The 18,463-nt window shown below is 65.7% G+C and carries 12 protein-coding genes; 7 read left to right on the forward strand and 5 right to left on the reverse strand.

What is annotated here, in order from left to right; translation table 11 throughout:
• Window positions 1-75 precede the first annotated feature (75 nt).
• Window positions 76-1,434, reverse strand: a complete 1,359-nt coding sequence (locus MST27_RS02575; protein WP_243604436.1) for a glutamine synthetase family protein — start codon at window positions 1,432-1,434, stop codon at window positions 76-78.
• Between the two features lie 43 nt (window positions 1,435-1,477).
• A complete protein-coding gene (locus tag MST27_RS02580) occupies window positions 1,478-2,224 on the reverse strand; it encodes a gamma-glutamyl-gamma-aminobutyrate hydrolase family protein (RefSeq protein WP_243604437.1) in 747 nt (248 codons plus the stop codon).
• A gap of 251 nt (window positions 2,225-2,475) precedes the next feature.
• Here MST27_RS02580 and MST27_RS02585 point away from each other — a divergent pair, with 251 nt between their 5' ends.
• Window positions 2,476-3,852: a glutamine synthetase family protein gene (locus tag MST27_RS02585; RefSeq protein ID WP_243604438.1), complete on the forward strand. Its 1,377-nt coding sequence runs from the start codon at window positions 2,476-2,478 to the stop codon at window positions 3,850-3,852.
• Between the two features lie 43 nt (window positions 3,853-3,895).
• Here MST27_RS02585 and MST27_RS02590 read toward each other — a convergent pair whose 3' ends face one another.
• Window positions 3,896-6,451, reverse strand: coding sequence for an HWE histidine kinase domain-containing protein (locus MST27_RS02590; RefSeq protein ID WP_243604439.1), 2,556 nt, complete (start codon window positions 6,449-6,451; stop codon window positions 3,896-3,898).
• 339 nt (window positions 6,452-6,790) lie between these two features.
• On the opposite strand from MST27_RS02590, the gene aguA reads away from it, so the two are divergent.
• Window positions 6,791-7,888: an agmatine deiminase gene (aguA, locus tag MST27_RS02595; protein ID WP_243604440.1), complete on the forward strand. Its 1,098-nt coding sequence runs from the start codon at window positions 6,791-6,793 to the stop codon at window positions 7,886-7,888.
• A 53-nt stretch (window positions 7,889-7,941) separates the two neighbouring features.
• On the opposite strand, the gene MST27_RS02600 is transcribed toward aguA, so the two are convergent.
• Together MST27_RS02600 and desA are read right to left on the reverse strand one after the other, a co-directional pair.
• Window positions 7,942-8,940, reverse strand: coding sequence for a GGDEF domain-containing protein (locus MST27_RS02600; RefSeq protein ID WP_243604441.1), 999 nt, complete (start codon window positions 8,938-8,940; stop codon window positions 7,942-7,944).
• A gap of 139 nt (window positions 8,941-9,079) precedes the next feature.
• Window positions 9,080-10,267: a delta-9 fatty acid desaturase DesA gene (desA, locus tag MST27_RS02605; protein WP_243604442.1), complete on the reverse strand. Its 1,188-nt coding sequence runs from the start codon at window positions 10,265-10,267 to the stop codon at window positions 9,080-9,082.
• 281 nt (window positions 10,268-10,548) lie between these two features.
• Between desA and MST27_RS02610 the strand changes: the two genes are divergently transcribed.
• From MST27_RS02610 to MST27_RS02630, 5 genes are all read left to right on the forward strand, one after another.
• Entirely contained in the window at window positions 10,549-13,503 is a 2,955-nt protein-coding gene (locus MST27_RS02610) for a PAS domain-containing sensor histidine kinase (RefSeq protein WP_243604443.1), read from the forward strand.
• Window positions 13,504-13,595: 92 nt separating this feature from the next.
• A complete protein-coding gene (locus MST27_RS02615; protein WP_243604444.1) occupies window positions 13,596-13,982 on the forward strand; it encodes a response regulator in 387 nt (128 codons plus the stop codon).
• 38 nt (window positions 13,983-14,020) lie between these two features.
• A complete protein-coding gene (locus MST27_RS02620) occupies window positions 14,021-16,426 on the forward strand; it encodes a PAS domain S-box protein (protein ID WP_420864208.1) in 2,406 nt (801 codons plus the stop codon).
• Window positions 16,423-16,809, forward strand: a complete 387-nt coding sequence (locus MST27_RS02625; RefSeq protein WP_243604445.1) for a response regulator — start codon at window positions 16,423-16,425, stop codon at window positions 16,807-16,809. Before MST27_RS02620 ends, MST27_RS02625 begins: the two co-directional genes overlap by 4 nt.
• On the forward strand, window positions 16,802-18,436 hold the full coding sequence (locus MST27_RS02630) for a diguanylate cyclase (protein WP_243604446.1): 1,635 nt from the start codon (window positions 16,802-16,804) through the stop codon (window positions 18,434-18,436). Before MST27_RS02625 ends, MST27_RS02630 begins: the two co-directional genes overlap by 8 nt.
• Window positions 18,437-18,463 lie beyond the last annotated feature (27 nt).

Raw genomic sequence — 18,463 nt, forward strand, 5'->3', positions numbered from 1 at the left:
TCACCTCTTTGAAAGTTTTTGGAGCCAGACGCCGGAGCCTCTTGCCAGCCTTCGGCTTCCGGCTTGCAGCTGCGTTTAGACCGACAACATCAGGAATTCGCGCTCCCAGGAGCTGATCACCCGGTTGTAGTTCTCCTGCTCGGCGCGCTTGACCGCGATATAACCGGTGATGAACTTCGGGCTCAGGTACTTGCGCAGCTCGCGGCAGTTCTCCATGCGCTCCAAGGCGGTTTCAAGGGTCAGCGGCAGGCGCAGGTTGCGGCGCTCATAGCCACGGCCGCGCACTTGGGGGCTCGGGTTGAGCTCCTCGACCATGCCGATGTAGCCGCACAGCAGGCTCGCGGCGATCGCCAGGTAGGGATTGGCATCGGCGCCGGCCAGCCGGTTCTCGACCCGACGGTTCTGCGGATCGGAATCCGGCACCCGCAGCCCCACGGTGCGGTTCTCCTCGCCCCATTCCACGTTCACGGGCGCCGAGGTATCGGGCAGGAAGCGGCGGAACGAATTGACGTTCGGTGCGAACATCGGCAGTAGCTCGGGGATGTACTTTTGCAGCCCGCCGACATGGTGCAGGAACAGCTGGCTCATGGAGCCGTCCGGGCTGGAGAAGATGTTGCGCCCGGTTTCGAGGTCCACCACGCTCTGGTGCAGGTGCATGGCGCTGCCCGGTTCGCCGGTCATGGGCTTGGCCATGAACGTGGCGGCGACGTTGTGCTTGAGCGCCGCCTCGCGCATGGTGCGCTTGAACACGAGGATCTGATCGGCCAGGTGCAGCGCTTCGCCGTGACGGAAGTTGATTTCCATCTGCGCGGTGCCTTCCTCGTGAATCAGGGTGTCCAGGTCCAGCCCCTGCGCCTCGCACCAGTCGTACATGTCTTCGAACAGCGGGTCGAACTCGTTCGCCGCGTCGATGGAAAACGACTGCCGGCCCGTCTCCTGGCGCCCGGAGCGGCCGATCGGCGGCTGGAACGGCAGATCCGGGTCCTCGCAGCGCTTGGTCAGGTAGAACTCCATTTCCGGCGCGACGATCGGCTGCCAGCCTTTGTCGGCGTACATCTTCAGTACGCGCTTGAGGATGTTGCGCGGCGAGATCTCGATGGGGTTGCCCATCTTGTCGTAGGTGTCGTGGATCACCTGGGCGGTGGGCTCGATGGCCCAGGGCACCAGGAACACGGCATCGGCATCGGGGCGGCAGAACATGTCGATGTCCGCCGGGTCGAGCAATTCGTAATAGATGTCGTCCTCGACGTAGTCACCCGTCACCGTCTGCAGCAGCACGCTTTCGGGCAGCCGCATGCCTTTTTCGTCGAGGAACTTGTTGGTCGGGGAAATCTTGCCGCGGGCGATGCCGGTCAGGTCGCTAATCAGGCATTCCACCTCGGTGATCTTGCGTTCTTTCAGCCAGCCGGTGAGCTGGTCAAGCTTGCTGGACATATCGACCTCAGAATTGATGTTACGAGCGCCGTGCCGGCTGCGCTCAGCGCCGTCCTGCGCGTTCCCGGCAGGCGCGGGCAAAGCCCTCGAACAAGGCCAGGTAGTACGGGTGCTCATGCACCTTCCATTCAGGATGCCATTGCACGCCCAGGGCGAAACTGCGTGCGCCCTCGACGGAAAACGCCTCGATCAACCCGTCCGGTGCCAGCGCCTCGATGCGCAGCCCCTGGCCGAGCCGCTCGACGCCCTGACCATGCACCGAGTTGACCTCGATGGTCCGGGGCAGCCCGAGCTGCTCGAGCAGGCCACCGGGCTGAACGTGCAGCGGATGGCTGAGCCCATACTGCACCTCCACCGGATCGTCGGCACGCTCGCGATGATCAGCATACCGGCCGACTTCATGGACCTTCTGGTGCAGGCTGCCACCGAAGGCCACGTTCATTTCCTGGAAACCACGGCAGACGCCGAATACAGGCACGCCGGCGTCCACCGCTGCACGAATCAAGGGCAGCGTGAGGCGGTCACGGGAAGGGTCGTGCGGCGTGCCCTCGGCACTGGCCGGGCCACCGTAATGATGGGGCTCGACATTCGACGGCGAGCCGGTGAAAAGCAGACCGTCTACGCTATCGAGTAGGGCATCGGGATCGATCAGCTCACCCAGGGCCGGAATCACCAGCGGCATGCCGGCAATGGCGGCAGCACGCAGGTACTTATCCCCGGCAATGTGGAAACTGTGGTGGCCGATCTGCCTGGTACAGGCCGAAACGCCGATCAATGGCACGCGAGGCATGGGATACTCGTCTTTCCGGTTAGGGCTCGTCGGAGAGTAGTCTTGTTCATTTTTATAGACAATAGCCAAGCATTGGCGTGTCGCAAAGCAGCCTATTCGATTGATCGGATGCAGGCCAATTGCCCCAAAAACGCCCATTGCGGGCCTTCACAGGGCACTTCCGGGCGCTATTGACAGCGACAAGGCTTTTCGATTGACTCCAAGACGAGCCGTTTGATGATTGAAATTTTTAACAATTAAGGTGCTTCATCATGCTTCCCCCGCCGCGTGCCGTTCAGCTCAACGAAGCGAACGCGTTTCTCAAGGAACACCCGGAGGTCCAGTACGTCGACCTGCTGATTGCAGACATGAACGGCGTCGTCCGAGGCAAGCGCATCGAGCGCGGCAGCCTGCACAAGGTGTATGAGAAAGGCATCAACCTCCCCGCCTCGCTGTTCGCCCTGGACATCAATGGCATCACCGTCGAGAGCACCGGGCTGGGCATGGACATCGGCGATTCCGACCGGACCTGCTTCCCGATCCCCAACACCCTGAGTAACGAACCCTGGCAGAAACGCCCCACCGCTCAGCTGCTGATGACCATGCACGAGCGCGACGGCTCACCGTTTTTCGCCGACCCCCGCGAAGTGCTGCGCCAGGTGGTCAGCAAGTTCGACGAGCTGGGCCTGACCATCTGCGCCGCGTTCGAGCTGGAGTTCTACCTGATCGACCAGGAGAACGTGAACGGCCGCCCGCAACCGCCGCGCTCACCGATCTCGGGCAAGCGCCCGCACTCCACCCAGGTCTACCTGATCGATGACCTCGACGAGTACGTCGACTGCCTGCAGGACATCCTCGAAGGCGCCAAGGAGCAGGGCATACCCGCCGATGCCATCGTCAAGGAAAGCGCCCCGGCGCAGTTCGAAGTCAACCTTCACCACGTCGCCGATCCGATCAAGGCGTGCGACTACGCCGTGCTGCTCAAGCGACTGATCAAGAACATCGCCTACGACCACGAGATGGACAGCACCTTCATGGCCAAGCCCTATCCGGGCCAGGCCGGCAACGGGCTGCACGTGCACATCTCGCTGCTGGACAAGAATGGCAACAATATTTTCGCCACCGACAACCCGTTGGAAAGCGACACGCTGCGCCACGCCATTGGCGGCATTCAGCAGACCATGGCGGCCTCGATGGCCTTTCTCTGCCCCAACGTCAATTCCTACCGGCGCTTCGGCGCGCAGTTCTACGTGCCGAACGCACCGTGCTGGGGGCTGGACAACCGCACCGTGGCGCTGCGCGTCCCGACCGACAGTCCCGATGCGGTGCGCATCGAGCATCGCGTGGCCGGTGCCGACGCCAATCCGTACCTGCTGCTGGCCGGCGTGCTCGCCGGGGTTCACCACGGCCTGACCAACAAGATCGAGCCCGATCAGCCGATCGAGGGCAACTCTTACGAGCAGGTCGAGCAAAGCCTGCCGACCAACCTGCGCGACGCCCTGCGTGAACTCGATGACAGCGAGATCATGGCCCGCTACATCAACCCCGACTACATCGACATCTTCGTCGCCTGCAAGGAAAGCGAGCTGGCCGAGTTCGAGCACTCGATTTCCGACCTGGAATACAACTGGTACCTGCATACCGTCTGAGCGGACGGTTGCGCGGGCGCACGTGGCGGTGCGCCCGTCGCCCCTACCGCGGCACGCCGGGTAACTGGCCCATGGCGTAGGCAAGCGCACTCAGGTTGTAGGGCTTGGTCACCACCGGCACCTGATCGAAGCGTTCGGGGATGGCTGTGCGAGCGCCATAGCCGGTGGCGAAGAGGAACGGACGCTGCTCGGCCTCGAGTTCGGCGGCGATGCCCAGGCTGGTTTCGCCAGCCAGATTGACGTCGAGCACCACCAGATCGAACCGATCGAGCCGCAGGGCACGACGCGCATCGTCCAGCGAGCCGGCGATCTCGACCTGCACACCCGCATCCTCCAGCATGGTCTGGGCATCCAGGGCAATCATCATGCTGTCCTCGACCAGAAGCAGGCGCAGGCCGGCTATGGAGCTGGTTGTCCGCTTCGCCGCGTCGGCCCGCCGCGGTTGGTCCGCGCTCGGCGAGACGTGCTCGGCCGGAACCATGAAGAACGCGAACAGGCCCTCGGGCCTGAATTCCACGCGCGCCTCGCCTTGCAGTTCGAAAGCGATGGTGCGCTCGGTCACGATGCTGCCGAAGCCTCGGCGCGTCGGAGCCTGAACGATCGGTCCGCCGCTCTCGTTCCATTCGATCTCCAACCCGCGCCCCTCGACCAGCCGCCAGGTCACGGCCAGTTGCCCGCCCGGCACGCTGAGCGCACCGTACTTCGCCGCATTGGTCATCATTTCGTGGAACACCAGCGCGAGCGTCTGATAGGCGCGTACATCGAGCAGCACCGCATCGCCCGTCAGTTGCACGCGCTCGTCCGGCTCGTCCTCGCGGCACCAGGCGCGCGCTTCGGACTCTAGCAGCGCGCGGAGATGCGTCGAGGTACCGCTGGGTGCGTTGATCTGGTCGTGGGCACTGGCCAGCGCCTGGATGCGCCGCTCGACCTCCTCGGTGAACGCCTCGACCGAAGTCGCCTGCTGGGCGCTTTGACGGGTCGTTGCCAGCACCAGGCTGAGTACGTTCTTTACCCGGTGATTGAGTTCGGCGATCAGCAGGGACTGGCTGTCCTGGGCGCGTTGACGTTCGGTGGCGATCAGCTCGGAGCGTCGCAGCACCACCTCGAGCAGGGCCACCCGGAGCGTTTCGGCGACCCGCCGCTCGCTGGTCGTCCACGGCTGGGCGTGGCCCCGGACCGTCTCGCGCCATGCCTCGAAGCTGCTACGCGGATGCAGCTTGCCGGTCGCCGGGTCCCTCTGGGTCGCCTTGTCAGGATTGCCGCCCCAGCTCACCGTCTGGATCAGCTCGCGGCGGAAGAACAGGAGGTAATCCTGCGCCACTCGCGAGATGGGGATCGCCAGCACCCCGCTGGCACATTCGGCAAACCGGCCCGCGGCGGCGAAATGTTCGGAAAGCGACGACGTGGCGTAAATACGGTCGGCCGGCATCCGCTCGAGAAAGGCGATCAGCTCGGCGATGGCGTCCTCGGGCGGCAGCATGCCGCGCCCGCTGAGCGCTCCGTTGGACCAGACCGCCATGCCATCGCAGGCGATCATGCTGTTGAGCATGTCGGCATAGCGATCCAGATCTTCGAAGACGGTGTCTCGCGGGGACATGGCCGCCAGCAACTGATCGTGTGCATCCTGCGCCAGGGACAGTCGCTGCTGCTCGTGCTGCTGTTCGCGCGCGTCGATCTGCAACGACAGCATCTGACCGAACAGCTCGGCCGCCGAGCACAGCGCGCCGCTGAGGTAATGGGGCTCGCCATGGTGGCAGGCGATCAAGCCCCACAGGCGATCGCCCTTCATCAGGCTGACCGTCAACGTCGCCCGGACCCCCATGTTGCGCAGGTATTGGATGTGAACGGGCGATACGCTGCGCAGCGCCGCCAGGCCCAGGTCGAGCGGCAGTCCGTCCGGGCCGCGCCCCGGCAGCACCGGCACCGGCTGGTAATCGACGTCAGGGATGAGGCGCAGGGGCTGGCGACGGTAGAGCGTGCGCGCCTGTGCGGGAATGTCGGTGGCGGGGTAACGCAGACCGAGATAGGACTCGGTACCCGGCCGTACGGCCTCGGCCACGACCTCACCTGAATCGTCATGCAGAAACCGATAGATCATCACCCGGTCGTAGCCGGTCACCGCCCGCATCTGTTGCGCGGCGAGCGTCAGCAATCGCGCGACCGTTGGCGCACGGCGCAGGCGCCCCGCCAGGCCGCGCAACAGGCTGACCCCGTTCGCGCCCGAGCCCTGCACCGCTGGCGTCGCCTCGATCACTGCAAGTCCGTCGGCCATGTGCACCGTCAGGTCATATCGCTGCGCCCCGACGTCCAGAGCCAGGCAATCCAGGCGCTCTGCCGTACCGGCGAGCATGGCCGTCTGCAACTGGTTGCGCACCGCGTGGACGGTCTCGAGCGGCAACACACGATCGAGCGGCTGCCCCAGCAGCGACGCCGGCTCGACGCCGCTGAAGAATGCCTGGCAATTCGCCGAGACATGCGCGATGGACCAGTCGGGCAAGGTGCAGCCCAGCAACACGCCGTGCGGCTGGATGGCCCCCGGTAGATGGATCGGCTCTTGGGCACAATCCAGAGTGGCGTCAGAGGGTGTCGTATCAGTCAACGCAACGCTTCTCCTGCGGCTTTGGAACCTGTTTCGTCGAACGGCTCATGACATCCGACCAGCGTAGCGGCGATATGCTCACGAAAGCGTGCATACCACACCCGGCGAGGCGGTAATCGCTCGGGCCCGAATGGCTCAGGTCCCGGCGTGCATGACTCAACAGAATGGCGGCTGGCCCCGCTGACCAGCGGATGATTGCGTCCCACACCGTCATGGCTTCCAATACGGCACCTGGGCGGCGCTCGCCGAGCCGGCCCCCAAGCCGTGGACGCCTTCAGTTCCCGCAACTGCCCCGGTGGGCCGGCGTAACCACACCACCTTGCAACCATAGGATCCTCAATGACCACCCTGACCTCCACGCCTCGCCAAGACGGTTACCACATGCCCGCCGAATGGGCACCGCACAGTCAGACGTGGATGGTCTGGCCGCAGCGCCCCGACAACTGGCGTGACAACGGTGCGCCGGCCCAGGCCGCTTTTGCTGCCGTGGCCACCGCCATCGCGCGTTTCGAGCCGGTGACCGTCTGCGCCATGCCCGAACAGTTCCACACCGCCCGCGCCGCGCTGGCCGATGCGCGCATCCGTGTGGTGGAAATGAGCACCGACGATGCCTGGGTGCGCGACACCGGTCCAACCTTCGTCATCGACGGCCACGGCGGGCTGCGCGGCGTGGACTGGACGTTCAACGCCTGGGGCGGGCTCGACGGCGGTCTTTACGCCGACTGGCAGCGCGACGATGAAGTGGCGCAGAAGATTCTAGAGATCGAGCGCTGCGATCGCTACCGCACCGAGGGTTTCGTGCTCGAGGGCGGCTCCATTCACGTGGACGGTGAAGGCACCCTGATCACCACCGAAGAATGCCTGCTCAATCGCAACCGCAACCCGCACCTGTCGCGCGAAGCGATCGAGGCGGTCTTGCGTGATCACCTGTCCATCGACAAGGTCATCTGGCTGCCGCACGGCCTGTTCAACGACGAGACCGACGGCCACGTCGACAACTTCTGCTGCTTCGTGCGCCCTGGCGAAGTGCTGCTGGCCTGGACCGACGACCCGACCGACCCCAACTTCGAACGCTGCCAGGCGGCCATGGCGGTGCTGGCGCAGGCCCGTGATGCGAAGGGCCGCGCGATCACCGTGCACAAGATGCCGATCCCCGGTCCGCTGCATGCCACCGAAGCGGAGTGCGCCGGTGTCGTTGCGCTGGACGGCAGCCAGCCGCGCGACCCGTCGATCCGACTGGCCGGCAGCTACGTGAACTTCCTCATCGTCAATGGCGGCATCATCGCGCCCGCGTTCGGCGACCCGCTGGACGCCGAGGCCGAGCGCATCCTCGCCGAGGTATTTCCCGAACATCGGGTGGTCATGGTGCCGGGTCGGGAGATTCTGCTGGGCGGCGGCAACATTCACTGCATCACGCAGCAGCAGCCACAGGCCTGACCCGACCGCCGCCACGGCCCGTGGCGGCGGCGATCAGCGGATCATGAGGGGAATCAGCCGACGATCACCTGGTTCTTGCCCAGGCGCTTGGCGCTGTACATGGCCGCGTCGGCGCGCGCGAACAGGGCGCTGAGGTCCGTGTCGCTGGCCCGCAGGTAGGTCACCCCGAGGCTCGCGGTCACGCCGAAACGCTGGCCGTCAGCGCTGGTGAAGACCAGCCGCTGAATCTCCCGCTGCAAGCGCTCGGCGATCTGCTCGGCCAGATCCGGCTGGCAACCGGGCAACAGCAGCGCGAACTCCTCGCCCCCGATGCGCCCGAACAGGTCGCCTCGGCGCAGCACCGAGGAACCACACTGGGCGACCCGCTGCAGCACCTGATCGCCCATCTGGTGACCATGGGTGTCGTTGATGCGCTTGAAATCATCGATGTCGAGCAACAGAAACGCCATCGGTGAGGCGTACTGGCGAGCCAGGTCGAACTCGCGCTGGGCGCATTCGAAGAAGTGCCGGCGGTTGCTGCTCTGGGTCAGCACGTCGATGGTGGCCAAACGCTGGAGTTCACCTTCGAGCTGTTTCTTTTCGGTGATGTCCTCGGCGATGCCGACGATGATGGGGCCGTGTTCGGAGTCGGCGCGGCGCGCCACGAAACACTTGTCACTCAGCCAGCGCAACTGCCCGTCAGCCCGAATGATGCGGTACTCGCGCTCCTCGACGGCGCCCTTTTCGAGCACGTCGAGCATGGTCTGCTGGGCATATTCGACGTCGTCGGGGTAGACGCTGTTGCGCCATTCGCCGAAATCGGCCAGCAGCAGGGCAGCGGAACGGCCGAAAATCTGCTCGTAGGCGGGGCTGACATAGATCATCTGCTGGGCCTTCCAGTCGAAGGCCCAGAGCACCGCATTGACCGCTCCCATGAGTGTACTGAACAGGTGCTCGCGCTCGCTCAGTCGCTCGACCTCGGCGCGCGCGTGCATCAGCGCCAGAAGGGTCTGAGCCTCGGTGGGGGGGACGATGCCCTGGCCGGTTTCGCTGCGCTGCTTCAACAGATTCATACCTGCGTTCCAGAAAGGCGCCAGCTACCGGCGGCGTGCCGGCGCAGCTGTCGCTGACAAAAGAATGCAGTTGAGAGAGTGCCGCCTACCTAAAGTTCCGGCCGGCGCGACCCTCAGCGATCGCGCCGATCAGAGGTCGTCAGCGGGCGACGGCCGGCATCAGCGAGTAGGTCCGCAGATGCTCGGCGAACTCGCGAAGCGACTGGATGCCACTCGCCTCGGCTTCCTGCACCCATTGTTTGATGGCATTGAGCATTTCATGGCCGTTGGCGCTGGTGCGGGTCCAGATCTGCTGCAGCGCCAGGCGTTGTTCGTAGATCACCTTGAGCGACTGGCTCTGCTCGAGGATCACCGCGATGCGCGCCTGCTGCTCGTCGTGCAGCAGGCTCGGTTCACGGGCCAGCAGGCGCTTGGCACGGCGCAGGTGATGGCGCACGGAGGTGTCGGCGCGCTCGAGCTCCAGGCGTACCAGCGGGCCGATGACCAGCTTGCGGTACTGCGCCATGATCTGGAAACGGTTGTTGAGGATCGCCATGGCGCTGTCCATGTCGAGCTGGTGCTTGGCACTGACGCGGTGAGCGATCGGCGCCGTACGGTTCACCTTGGCCAGGCCGAACAGGCTGAACAGCTTGATCCAGGCCCAGCCCATGTCGAATTCCCACTTGCGCACCGAGAGCTTGGCCGAGTTCGGGTAGGTGTGGTGGTTGTTGTGCAGTTCTTCGCCGCCGATCAGGATGCCCCAAGGCACCAGGTTGGTCGCCGCGTCGCGGCACTCGAAGTTGCGGTAGCCCACCGCATGGCCCAATCCGTTGACCACACCGGCAGCCCAGAACGGAATCCAGATCATCTGCACCGCCCAGACGGTCAGACCAACGACGCCGAACAGGGCGAGGTCGATCGCCAGCATCAGGACGATGCCCAGATTGGGAAAGCGCGTATAGAGGTTGCGCTCGATCCAGTCGTCCGGGCAGTTCTTGCCGTAGATGCGCAGGGTGTCCTCGTTCTTCGCTTCTTCCATGTAGAGCTCCGCGCCGCGCCGCAGAACGGTGCCGAGGCCTTTCTGAACCGGGCTGTGAGGGTCCTCCTCGGTTTCGCATTTGGCGTGATGCTTGCGGTGGATGGCGGTCCACTCACGGGTGTTCATGGCGGTGGTCAGCCACAGCCAGAAGCGGAAGAAGTGCTTGAGCCCGGCATTCAGCTCGAGCGAGCGATGCGCCGAATACCGGTGCAGGTAGACCGTCACCGCCACGATGGTGACGTGGGTCAGGAGCAAGGTGGCCACAACCACCTGCCAGGCGGAAAGGCCGAGAAAACCGGAATACCACATAAAAGGGTGCTGCCTCGCGTTGTAAGGTGTCGCGGACCCGCAGAGGGCAGGCCGGCTGCCATTATTCTCCGCTCCCTGCCTATATACGCCGCCGTCCGTCGTTCTGCGCTCTTTTTTCGTTTCAGGGTCTGACAGAACCATCCCGCCCGCCGATACAGGGAGGCACGGTCGGGTTTGCGCATATGGCACCTGGCCACTAACCTGCCGTCTCTGCCGCGGAACCCTGCAGGCGGCACCGAGAGTCCAAGCCCCATGCAAGCGTTGTACGGTGTACCGTCCCGATGAAGAACATTCGCCGCCCTACCGATCCGCGCTGGATACTGGGGCTTGGCAGCCTCTTGCTGGCGCTCCTGTTCGGCGGGCTGGCGATCAACGACCACCGTGCCCGCGAGGTGCTGTGGAACCTGCAGATCGAACAGCAGGGCGAATTGCAGGCGCTGGCGCTGCGCAGCGCGCAGCAGGGGCTGGAGCAGCGCGCGCGGGTGCTGGCCACGGCGCTCAGCGCCAGCCCGCAGACCCTGCGGCTGATCCGCCAGGCAGACCGCGCGGTCAACGCCGGCGCCGAATGGGACGGCCCCCGGCTGGGCCGCATCCGCGCGCAGCTGATCAGCTCGCTGACACCGACCTGGACGACCATGAAGGCCCAGGGCGCCCTGCAATTGCAGGTCTACTGGGGCAAGGCCGGCATCGCCCTGGTGCGCATGAACGACATGGACGCCTTTGGCGATGCGGTCGCCGACCGGCGGCCCATGCTCTATCGGGCCCTGACCCAGGGGCATGTGGTCTCGGGCCTGGACATCGGCCAGCACAGCGCCGGCAACCGGGCCATTGTGCCGATCCGCGCCAGCAGCAGCCTGGACAGCCAGGTGATCGGTGCGCTCGAGGTGGGCTTCGGCATCCTGCCGTCGCTCGACGAGCTGGGCAGTGAACTCAACGCCGGGCTCGGCCTGCTGGTCAACCGCCAGGAGCTGGAGGAAGTCTTCTGGAACTCGCCGGTCGGTATCCAGCTGGACGGCCTCGACGGCTGGCTGCTCGATGCGCATTCAGCACCGCAGATCCTGCACTGGGCGCAGCAACGGAGCCTGCCCGCACCGGCGTCGGGTCAGGCCCTGCGCCTGCTCGAGGCCGCTGGGCGGAGCTTCCTGCTCAACCAGGTGCCGCTGCACGATGTCCGCGCGAAGGACGACCCGAGCCGTTTGCCGATGGCCGTTGCACTGGCCTGGCGCGATACAACCGAAGCGCTGGACGAGCACCGGCGCGGCGAACGGCGGATGCTGCTCAAGTGGACCCTGGCCTGGCTGATCACCGAAGCCCTGTTGCTGACCCTCGCCGTGGTGCTGCATCGGCGCGGCGTCGTGCAGCGCGCCCATCGCCTCAGCTCGCTAAAGCAGGAGCGCAAGCGCAAACGCTTGTTCGAGCGTGGCCAGAAGATCGCCAGCCTGTTGCCCGGCATGGTCTACCAGCTGCGCCGCACCGCCGAAGGCCGCTACAGCTTCCTCTATGCCAGCGCCGGCTCGCGCGCGCTCTACGGCATCGAACCCGAGCAGCTGATCGAAAACGCCTCGCTGGCTTTTTCGGCGGTATACGAGCCGGATCGCCCCGGCTTGCGCGACGCGATGGAGCGCTCGGCCGCCGATCAGGGCGCCGCCACGACACGCTATCGCATCAACCACCGCGACAAGGGGCTGATCTGGGTCGAGGTCCACGCGACGGCCGAGCGCCTGCGCGACGGTTCGACGCTCTGGCATGGCTTCGTCGCCGACATCACCCCGCTGATGAACACCACGCTGGCGCTGACCGAGAGCGAGAGCCGCTTCCGCAGCATGGTCAGCAACCTGCCTGGCGCGGTGTACCGGCGTGGAGTCGACCCCGAGCGCTCGCTGCGCTATCTGAGCGACGGCATCGAGCGGTTGACCGGCTACCCGGCGAGCGACTTTCTCGCGCCGGGTAGCCGCGACTACAACAGCCTGATTCATCCCGAGGACCGCCAGACCCTGCAGCGCAACGGCCAGGATCAGCTCGAGCGCAGCTACCGCCTGATCAACGCGCGTGGCGAAACGCTCTGGGTGCAGGAAATCAGCCGCGCCCTGCGTGACACCCAGGGCCGGTTGCAGTGGTACGACGGCTTCATCTGGGACGTCACCGCCCGCACCCTTGCCGAGCGCGAGGCCCATGAGCGCGAACGCTATGTGCGGCTGCTCATCGCCAACGTCGCCGACGCGATCATCATCATCAACGGGCACGGCCTGATCGAAACCTTCAACCATGCCGCCGAGCGCACCTTCGGCTATCGCGAGCAGGAGGTCCTTGGGCACAACCTGTCGATGCTGATGCCCGAGCCGCACCGCGCCGCCCATGACGGCTATCTCGGTGCCTACGAGCGACGCGGCGAGGGCCGCGCGCTGGAGCAGACCCGCGAACTGCAGGCGCTGCGTCGCAACGGCGAGCTGTTCCTCATCGAATTGCGTGTGTCGGAAATCCATCACCGCGGCGAGCGCAAGTTCATCGGGCTGGTGCGCGACATCACCGAGCGCAAGCGCATCGAGCAGATGAAGAGCGAATTCGTCTCCATCGTCAGCCATGAGTTGCGCACGCCTCTGACGTCGATCACCGGCGCGCTGGGGCTGGTCAACGGCGGCGCGGTCGGTGAAGTACCGCCGACCGCCGCGCAGATGCTGGCGATCGCGCAGCAGAACGCCCAGCGCCTGGGCCTGCTGATCGACGACCTGCTCGACATGGAAAAGCTGATCGCCGGCAAGATGAGCTTCACCCTCGAGCAGCAGCCGCTGCAGCCATTGCTCGAGGACGCACTGCGCGCCAACCAGGCCTATGCCGACAGGCACGACGTGCGTTTCGAGCTGGCTGAGCACGTCGCCGTCGATGTGCGTGTCGATGGCCACCGCCTGCAACAGGTGCTGGCCAACCTGCTGTCCAACGCGGCGAAATTCTCGCCGGCCGGGGCAGTCGTAACCCTGAGCAGCAGCCGACGCGGCGACCGGGTCCGCGTGGCGGTTCGCGACCGAGGGCCGGGCATACCGCAGGCATTTCGCTCGCGGATCTTCGAAAAGTTCTCCCAGGCCGACTCGTCCGATACCCGACAGAAGGGCGGTACCGGGCTGGGCCTGGCCATCAGCAAGGAGCTGATCGAGCGCATGCACGGGCAGATCGGCTTCGATTCCGACGAGGGTCAGGGTGCCTGCTTCTGGTTCGAACTGCCCGCCACGCCGCCCGAATAAGGACTATTTTTTCTCGGACGGCGTCAACGCGCGGCGGAGATGGCAAACTGCTCGCAGCCTGTCCGCTGCGCACTGAACGACGGAGACACCGCATGGCCGAACTGAAACGGATATTGCACGTCGAGGACGACCCGTCCATCCAGGCCGTGGCGAAAGTGGCCTTGGAAGCGATCGGCGGCTACGAAGTGCTCTCCTGTGCCTCCGGCCTGCAAGCCCTGGAGGAAGTCGAACGGTTCGCCCCGCATTTCATCCTGCTGGACGTGATGATGCCCGGCATGGGGGGGCCCGAAACGCTGGCCCGGCTGAGCGAGCGCATCGACCTGAGCCAGGTCCCGGTGGCCTTCATGACCGCCAAGGTGCAGCCCAGCGAGATCGACCATCTGCGCAAGCTCGGCGCGCGCGACGTGATCATCAAGCCGTTCGACCCCATGCGCCTGGCCGGGCAGATCCGCGCCATCTGGGAAGACAGTCGCGCCTGACCGACGGCGCTCCACTTCAAGCGAGGCAGGGTAGCCAGATGAAATTCAACGCGATGCCGCCAAGCGTACCGTCGCCGCCCCGCGAACTGTCCCGGCTCGCCGCGCTGTTGCGCTACGAAATCCTCGACACGCCTGACGAATCGGCCTTCGACGATTTCACCCAGCTCGCCTCGCACATCTGCCAGACCCCCATCGCACTCATCTCGCTGCTCGACGATCACCGGCAATGGTTCAAGAGCCGCCTGGGCCTGGACGTGAACGAAACCCCGCGGGACATTTCCTTCTGCACGCACACCATCGAAGGCCAGGGCATCTTCGAGGTAGCCGACGCATCGCGGGACCCCCGCTTCAGCGACAATCCGCTGGTCACGGCGGCGCCCAACGTCCGCTTCTACGCCGGCGCCCCGCTGACCACGCCAGACGGCTACAACCTGGGCACTCTCTGCGTCATCGACCGCAAGCCGCGCCGCCTCAGCGCCAAGCAGCGCGACGCGCTGGCCCGTCTCAGCCGGCAGATCATGCGCCTGTTCGAAGAACGCCTGCAGTCGCACCGTTACGCCGAGCAGGCCGCCATGCAGCAGGCGCTGCTCAACAGCGCAGCGAGCGCCATGCTGGTCACCTCGGCCGACGGGCGGATCTCCGGCGCCAACCCCACTGCCGAGCGGCTGTTCGGCTACCCCGAGTCGATGCTCGTCGGTCAGTCCTTGACCGACAAGCTGTTCCCGCCCGATGCGCTGGCTCGCCGCGCGAAGATCCTCAGCAACGAGCTGGGCGAAACCGTCGAGCCCGGCTTCGGCGTGCTCACCGCGCCCCTCATCGAAGGCCGCCGCGAGATGCGCGAATGGCGGTTGTTGCACCGCAACGGCGGTAACGTGCCGGTGCTGCTGAACGTGTCGGCCATCCACGACGAGCGCGAACTGCTGCGCGGCTACGTCGTCAGCGCCTACGACCTGGCGCACCAGGAACACCTGCAACTGCGCCTGCAGCAGATTGCCGCTCAGGTACCGGGCATGCTCTTCCAGTTCTGCTGGCGACCGGACGGCAACAGCTCGTTTCCCTACGTCAGCGAAGGTGTGGAGGAGATCTACGGCGTCAGCGCCGCCGACATGGACCCGAGCATCGGGCCGATCTACAACAAGATTCACCCCGATGACCGCCAGCGCGTGCTGCAGAGCATCCGTCAGGCAGCGACCACCCTCACGCCCTGGCATCTTGAGCATCGCATCGAGCATCCGCGCAAGGGGCTGATCTGGGTCGAGGCGCGCGCCACGCCCTTGCGCCAGGCCGACGGCTCGGTGCTCTGGCACGGCCTGGTCACCGACGTCAGCGAACGCAAGGCCGCGCAGTTCGAACTGGACAAGCAGCAGGAGATGAACCGCCGCCTGCTCGAAGCGCTGTCCGAGGCCGTGGTGGCCTGCGATGCCGAAGGCAACCTGACCCTGTTCAACCGCGCCGCCCGTGTCTGGCACGGGCTGGATGCGCACACCATTCCTCCCGCGCAATGGCCGGAGTATTACCGGCTGTTCCATGCCGATGGCGAGACACCCATGACGGTCGACGAGGTGCCCTTGATGCGGGCCCTGCGCGGCGAGCGGATCCGCAACGCGGAAATGGCGATCGTCACCAACGGTACGGTGCGCCACGTCCTGGCCAATGCCGACCCGATGTATGCCTCCAACGGCCAGCAGAGCGGCGCCGTGGTGGTCCTGCACGACATCACCGAGCGCAAGCAGATCGAGATCATGCAGCGTGATTTCGTCTCCACGGTCAGCCACGAGCTGCGCACGCCGTTGACCTCGATCACCGCCTCGCTCGGACTCATCTGTGGCGGCGTCATGGGCGAGATACCCGCCGAGCTGGAAGAGCTGCTCGACATCGCGCACCAGAACAGCAAGCGGCTCAGCGCGCTGATCGACGACCTGCTCGACATCGACAAGCTCTACGCCGGCAAGATGCGCTTCGAACTGGAAGAGCAACCGCTGCGCCCGCTGCTCGAGCAGGCGGTGCGCAGCAACCAGGGCTACGCCGACAGCTATCAGGTCAGCCTGCTGCTCGGCGACTGTCCCGAGGTGATGATCAAGGTCGACACCATGCGCCTGCAGCAGGTGCTGAGCAACCTGCTGTCCAACGCTGCCAAGTTCTCGCCGACCGGCGAAACCATCGAACTCTGGGCCGAAGCCCGCGGCGACGGCCACGTGCGGGTCAGCGTCAGGGACAAGGGCCCCGGCATCAGCGAGGCCTTCCGCGAGCGCATCTTCAGCAAGTTCGCCCAGGCCGACTCGTCCGACACGCGCCAGCAGGGCGGCACGGGGCTCGGCCTGGCCATCAGCAAGGAGCTGATCGAACACATGGACGGCCGCATCGGCTTCGACTCGTCCCCGGGCGCCGGCGCCTGCTTCTGGTTCGAGCTACCATGCGCGCCTGTCGAGGCAGCGCCAGCATGAAGCCGCTCAAGCGCATCCTGCATGTCGAGGACGTGCCCTCCATCCAGGTGGTAACGCGCATCGCGCTGGAAAAGCTCGGTGGCTTCCAGGTCCTCAGTTGCGCCTCGGCCCAGCAGGCGCTGGAGCAGGCCGCCGCCTTCGCCCCGGACCTGATCCTGCTCGACATGATGCTGCCGGAGATGGATGGCCTGGAGCTGCTGCGCCAGCTGTCCAGCCGCATCGACCTGCAACGCATCCCCGTCGTGCTGCTGACCGGCCAGCAGCACCCGGCCGAGCTGAACGAACTGCGACACCTGGGCGTGCGCAAGCTCCTGCAAAAACCTTTCGATCCCCTGCAACTGGCGACACAGCTGAACGAGATATGGGAACGCGAACATGAGTAACGGCGATGACACGCTGCTCAGCCAGCTGCAAGCGCTGACCGACCGATTCGCCGAGCGCCTGCAACAGGAGCTGCCGGAACTGGCCGCCCTCGCCGAGCGATTGCAACAGACCCCTGAACATGAACAGCGTCGGGCCCAGGTAGTGGATATCCGCGAACGCCTGCACCGCCTCGCCGGCGCCGCCGGGACCTTCGGCTTCGCCGCGCTGGGTCAACAGGCGCGGCAGCTGGAACAGCGCGCCGACCGCTGGCTGGATGCGGCCAAACCCGGCGCCCAAGCCCTGCGCGAGTTCACCCAGGCGATCGAACAGTGGGTGACGCAAGCCCTCGACGCCCCGGCCAACACGCCGGTGGCGAGCCCGGACCCGGAGGCGTCACGCCCTGCCGGCTGCCGCGTCTACCTGCTCGAGGCGGACCGCGACGCTGGCGAGCAGATGTGCCAGGCCCTGGCGAACTTCGGTTACGAGGTGCTGATGTTCACCCAGACCGGCGCCCTGCAGGCCGCCACGGCGGTGCAACGGCCGGACGCGCTGATCGTCAGCCAGTACGACGGCGAGCTGCAGACCCTTACCGAGCTGCAGCAATCCCTGCCTGCGCCCGTTCCGCTGATGGTGATCAGTGAGCACCTCGACTTCGATAACCAGCTCGCCGCCGTGCGCGCCGGTGCCCAGGGCTACTTCACCCGGCCGGTGGACATCACCCAGCTGGAAAACAGCCTCGAACACAGCCTCAACCTGCAGCTCAACGAGCCCTACCGCATCCTGATCATCGACGACGACGCCGACCTGGCCGCCCGCTACAGCCTGGTGCTGCGCAATTCGCAGATGCTGGTGGAAATCCTCAGCGACCCCAGCGAGCTGTTCGAGACGCTGCACAGCTTCAACCCGGAAGTGCTTCTGCTGGACGTGAACATGCCCGGCTGCTCGGGCCCGGAGCTGGCGCAGATGATCCGCCTGCACGCCGAATGGCTGCGCGTGACCATCATCTACCTGTCCGCCGAGACCGACATCAATCGGCAGATGGCCGCGCTGCTCAAGGCCGGCGACGACTTCATCACCAAGCCGATCAGCGACAACGCGCTGATCGCCGCGGTCTTCTCCCACGCCAAGCGGGCACGTTCGCTGAGCAATGCGCTGGCCCGCGACAGCCTGACCGGACTGCTCAAGCACGCCGACATCAAGGAACAGGTCGCACTCGAGGTCCAGCGTGCGCAACGCAACGGCAAGCCGACCAGCGTGGTGATGATCGACCTCGACCACTTCAAGCGGGTCAACGACCAATACGGTCACGCGGCCGGCGACAACGTGATCCGCTCGCTCGCCAACCTGCTGCGCCAGCGACTGCGACGCATCGACAGCCTCGGCCGCTACGGCGGCGAGGAGTTCGTCGCCGTCCTGCCAGACTGTACCGCCGAGCAGGCCAGGCGGATCTTCGACGAAATCCGCCTGCGGTTCGCCGCGCTGAACTTCCACGCCGGCACGCGAACCTTCAGCGTCTCGCTCAGTGCAGGCATCAGCGAAACCGACGGCAACGCCGCCCCGGGGGCGATGCTGGAGCAGGCCGACCAGGCGCTCTACGACGCCAAGCACAACGGCCGCAACCAGGTGCGCATCGCCCGGCACGGCTGACCGATCGGCCAGCGAACCGCTTCCCTC

The sequence above is a fragment of the Stutzerimonas marianensis genome, assembly GCF_022810315.1.
In the GTDB taxonomy this organism is placed as follows: Bacteria; Pseudomonadota; Gammaproteobacteria; order Pseudomonadales; family Pseudomonadaceae; genus Stutzerimonas; species Stutzerimonas marianensis.

Excerpts from the sequence above, each read along its gene's own strand:
- MST27_RS02575 (WP_243604436.1), bottom strand. The coding sequence starts at position 1,434 with ATGTCCAGCAAGCTTGACCAGCTCACCGGCTGGCTGAAAGAACGCAAG.
- MST27_RS02580 (WP_243604437.1), bottom strand. The coding sequence starts at position 2,224 with ATGCCTCGCGTGCCATTGATCGGCGTTTCGGCCTGTACCAGGCAGATC.
- MST27_RS02585 (WP_243604438.1), top strand. The coding sequence starts at position 2,476 with ATGCTTCCCCCGCCGCGTGCCGTTCAGCTCAACGAAGCGAACGCGTTT.
- aguA (WP_243604440.1), top strand. The coding sequence starts at position 6,791 with ATGACCACCCTGACCTCCACGCCTCGCCAAGACGGTTACCACATGCCC.
- MST27_RS02600 (WP_243604441.1), bottom strand. The coding sequence starts at position 8,940 with ATGAATCTGTTGAAGCAGCGCAGCGAAACCGGCCAGGGCATCGTCCCC.
- desA (WP_243604442.1), bottom strand. The coding sequence starts at position 10,267 with ATGTGGTATTCCGGTTTTCTCGGCCTTTCCGCCTGGCAGGTGGTTGTG.
- MST27_RS02610 (WP_243604443.1), top strand. The coding sequence starts at position 10,549 with ATGAAGAACATTCGCCGCCCTACCGATCCGCGCTGGATACTGGGGCTT.
- MST27_RS02615 (WP_243604444.1), top strand. The coding sequence starts at position 13,596 with ATGGCCGAACTGAAACGGATATTGCACGTCGAGGACGACCCGTCCATC.
- MST27_RS02620 (WP_420864208.1), top strand. The coding sequence starts at position 14,021 with ATGAAATTCAACGCGATGCCGCCAAGCGTACCGTCGCCGCCCCGCGAA.
- MST27_RS02625 (WP_243604445.1), top strand. The coding sequence starts at position 16,423 with ATGAAGCCGCTCAAGCGCATCCTGCATGTCGAGGACGTGCCCTCCATC.
- MST27_RS02630 (WP_243604446.1), top strand. The coding sequence starts at position 16,802 with ATGAGTAACGGCGATGACACGCTGCTCAGCCAGCTGCAAGCGCTGACC.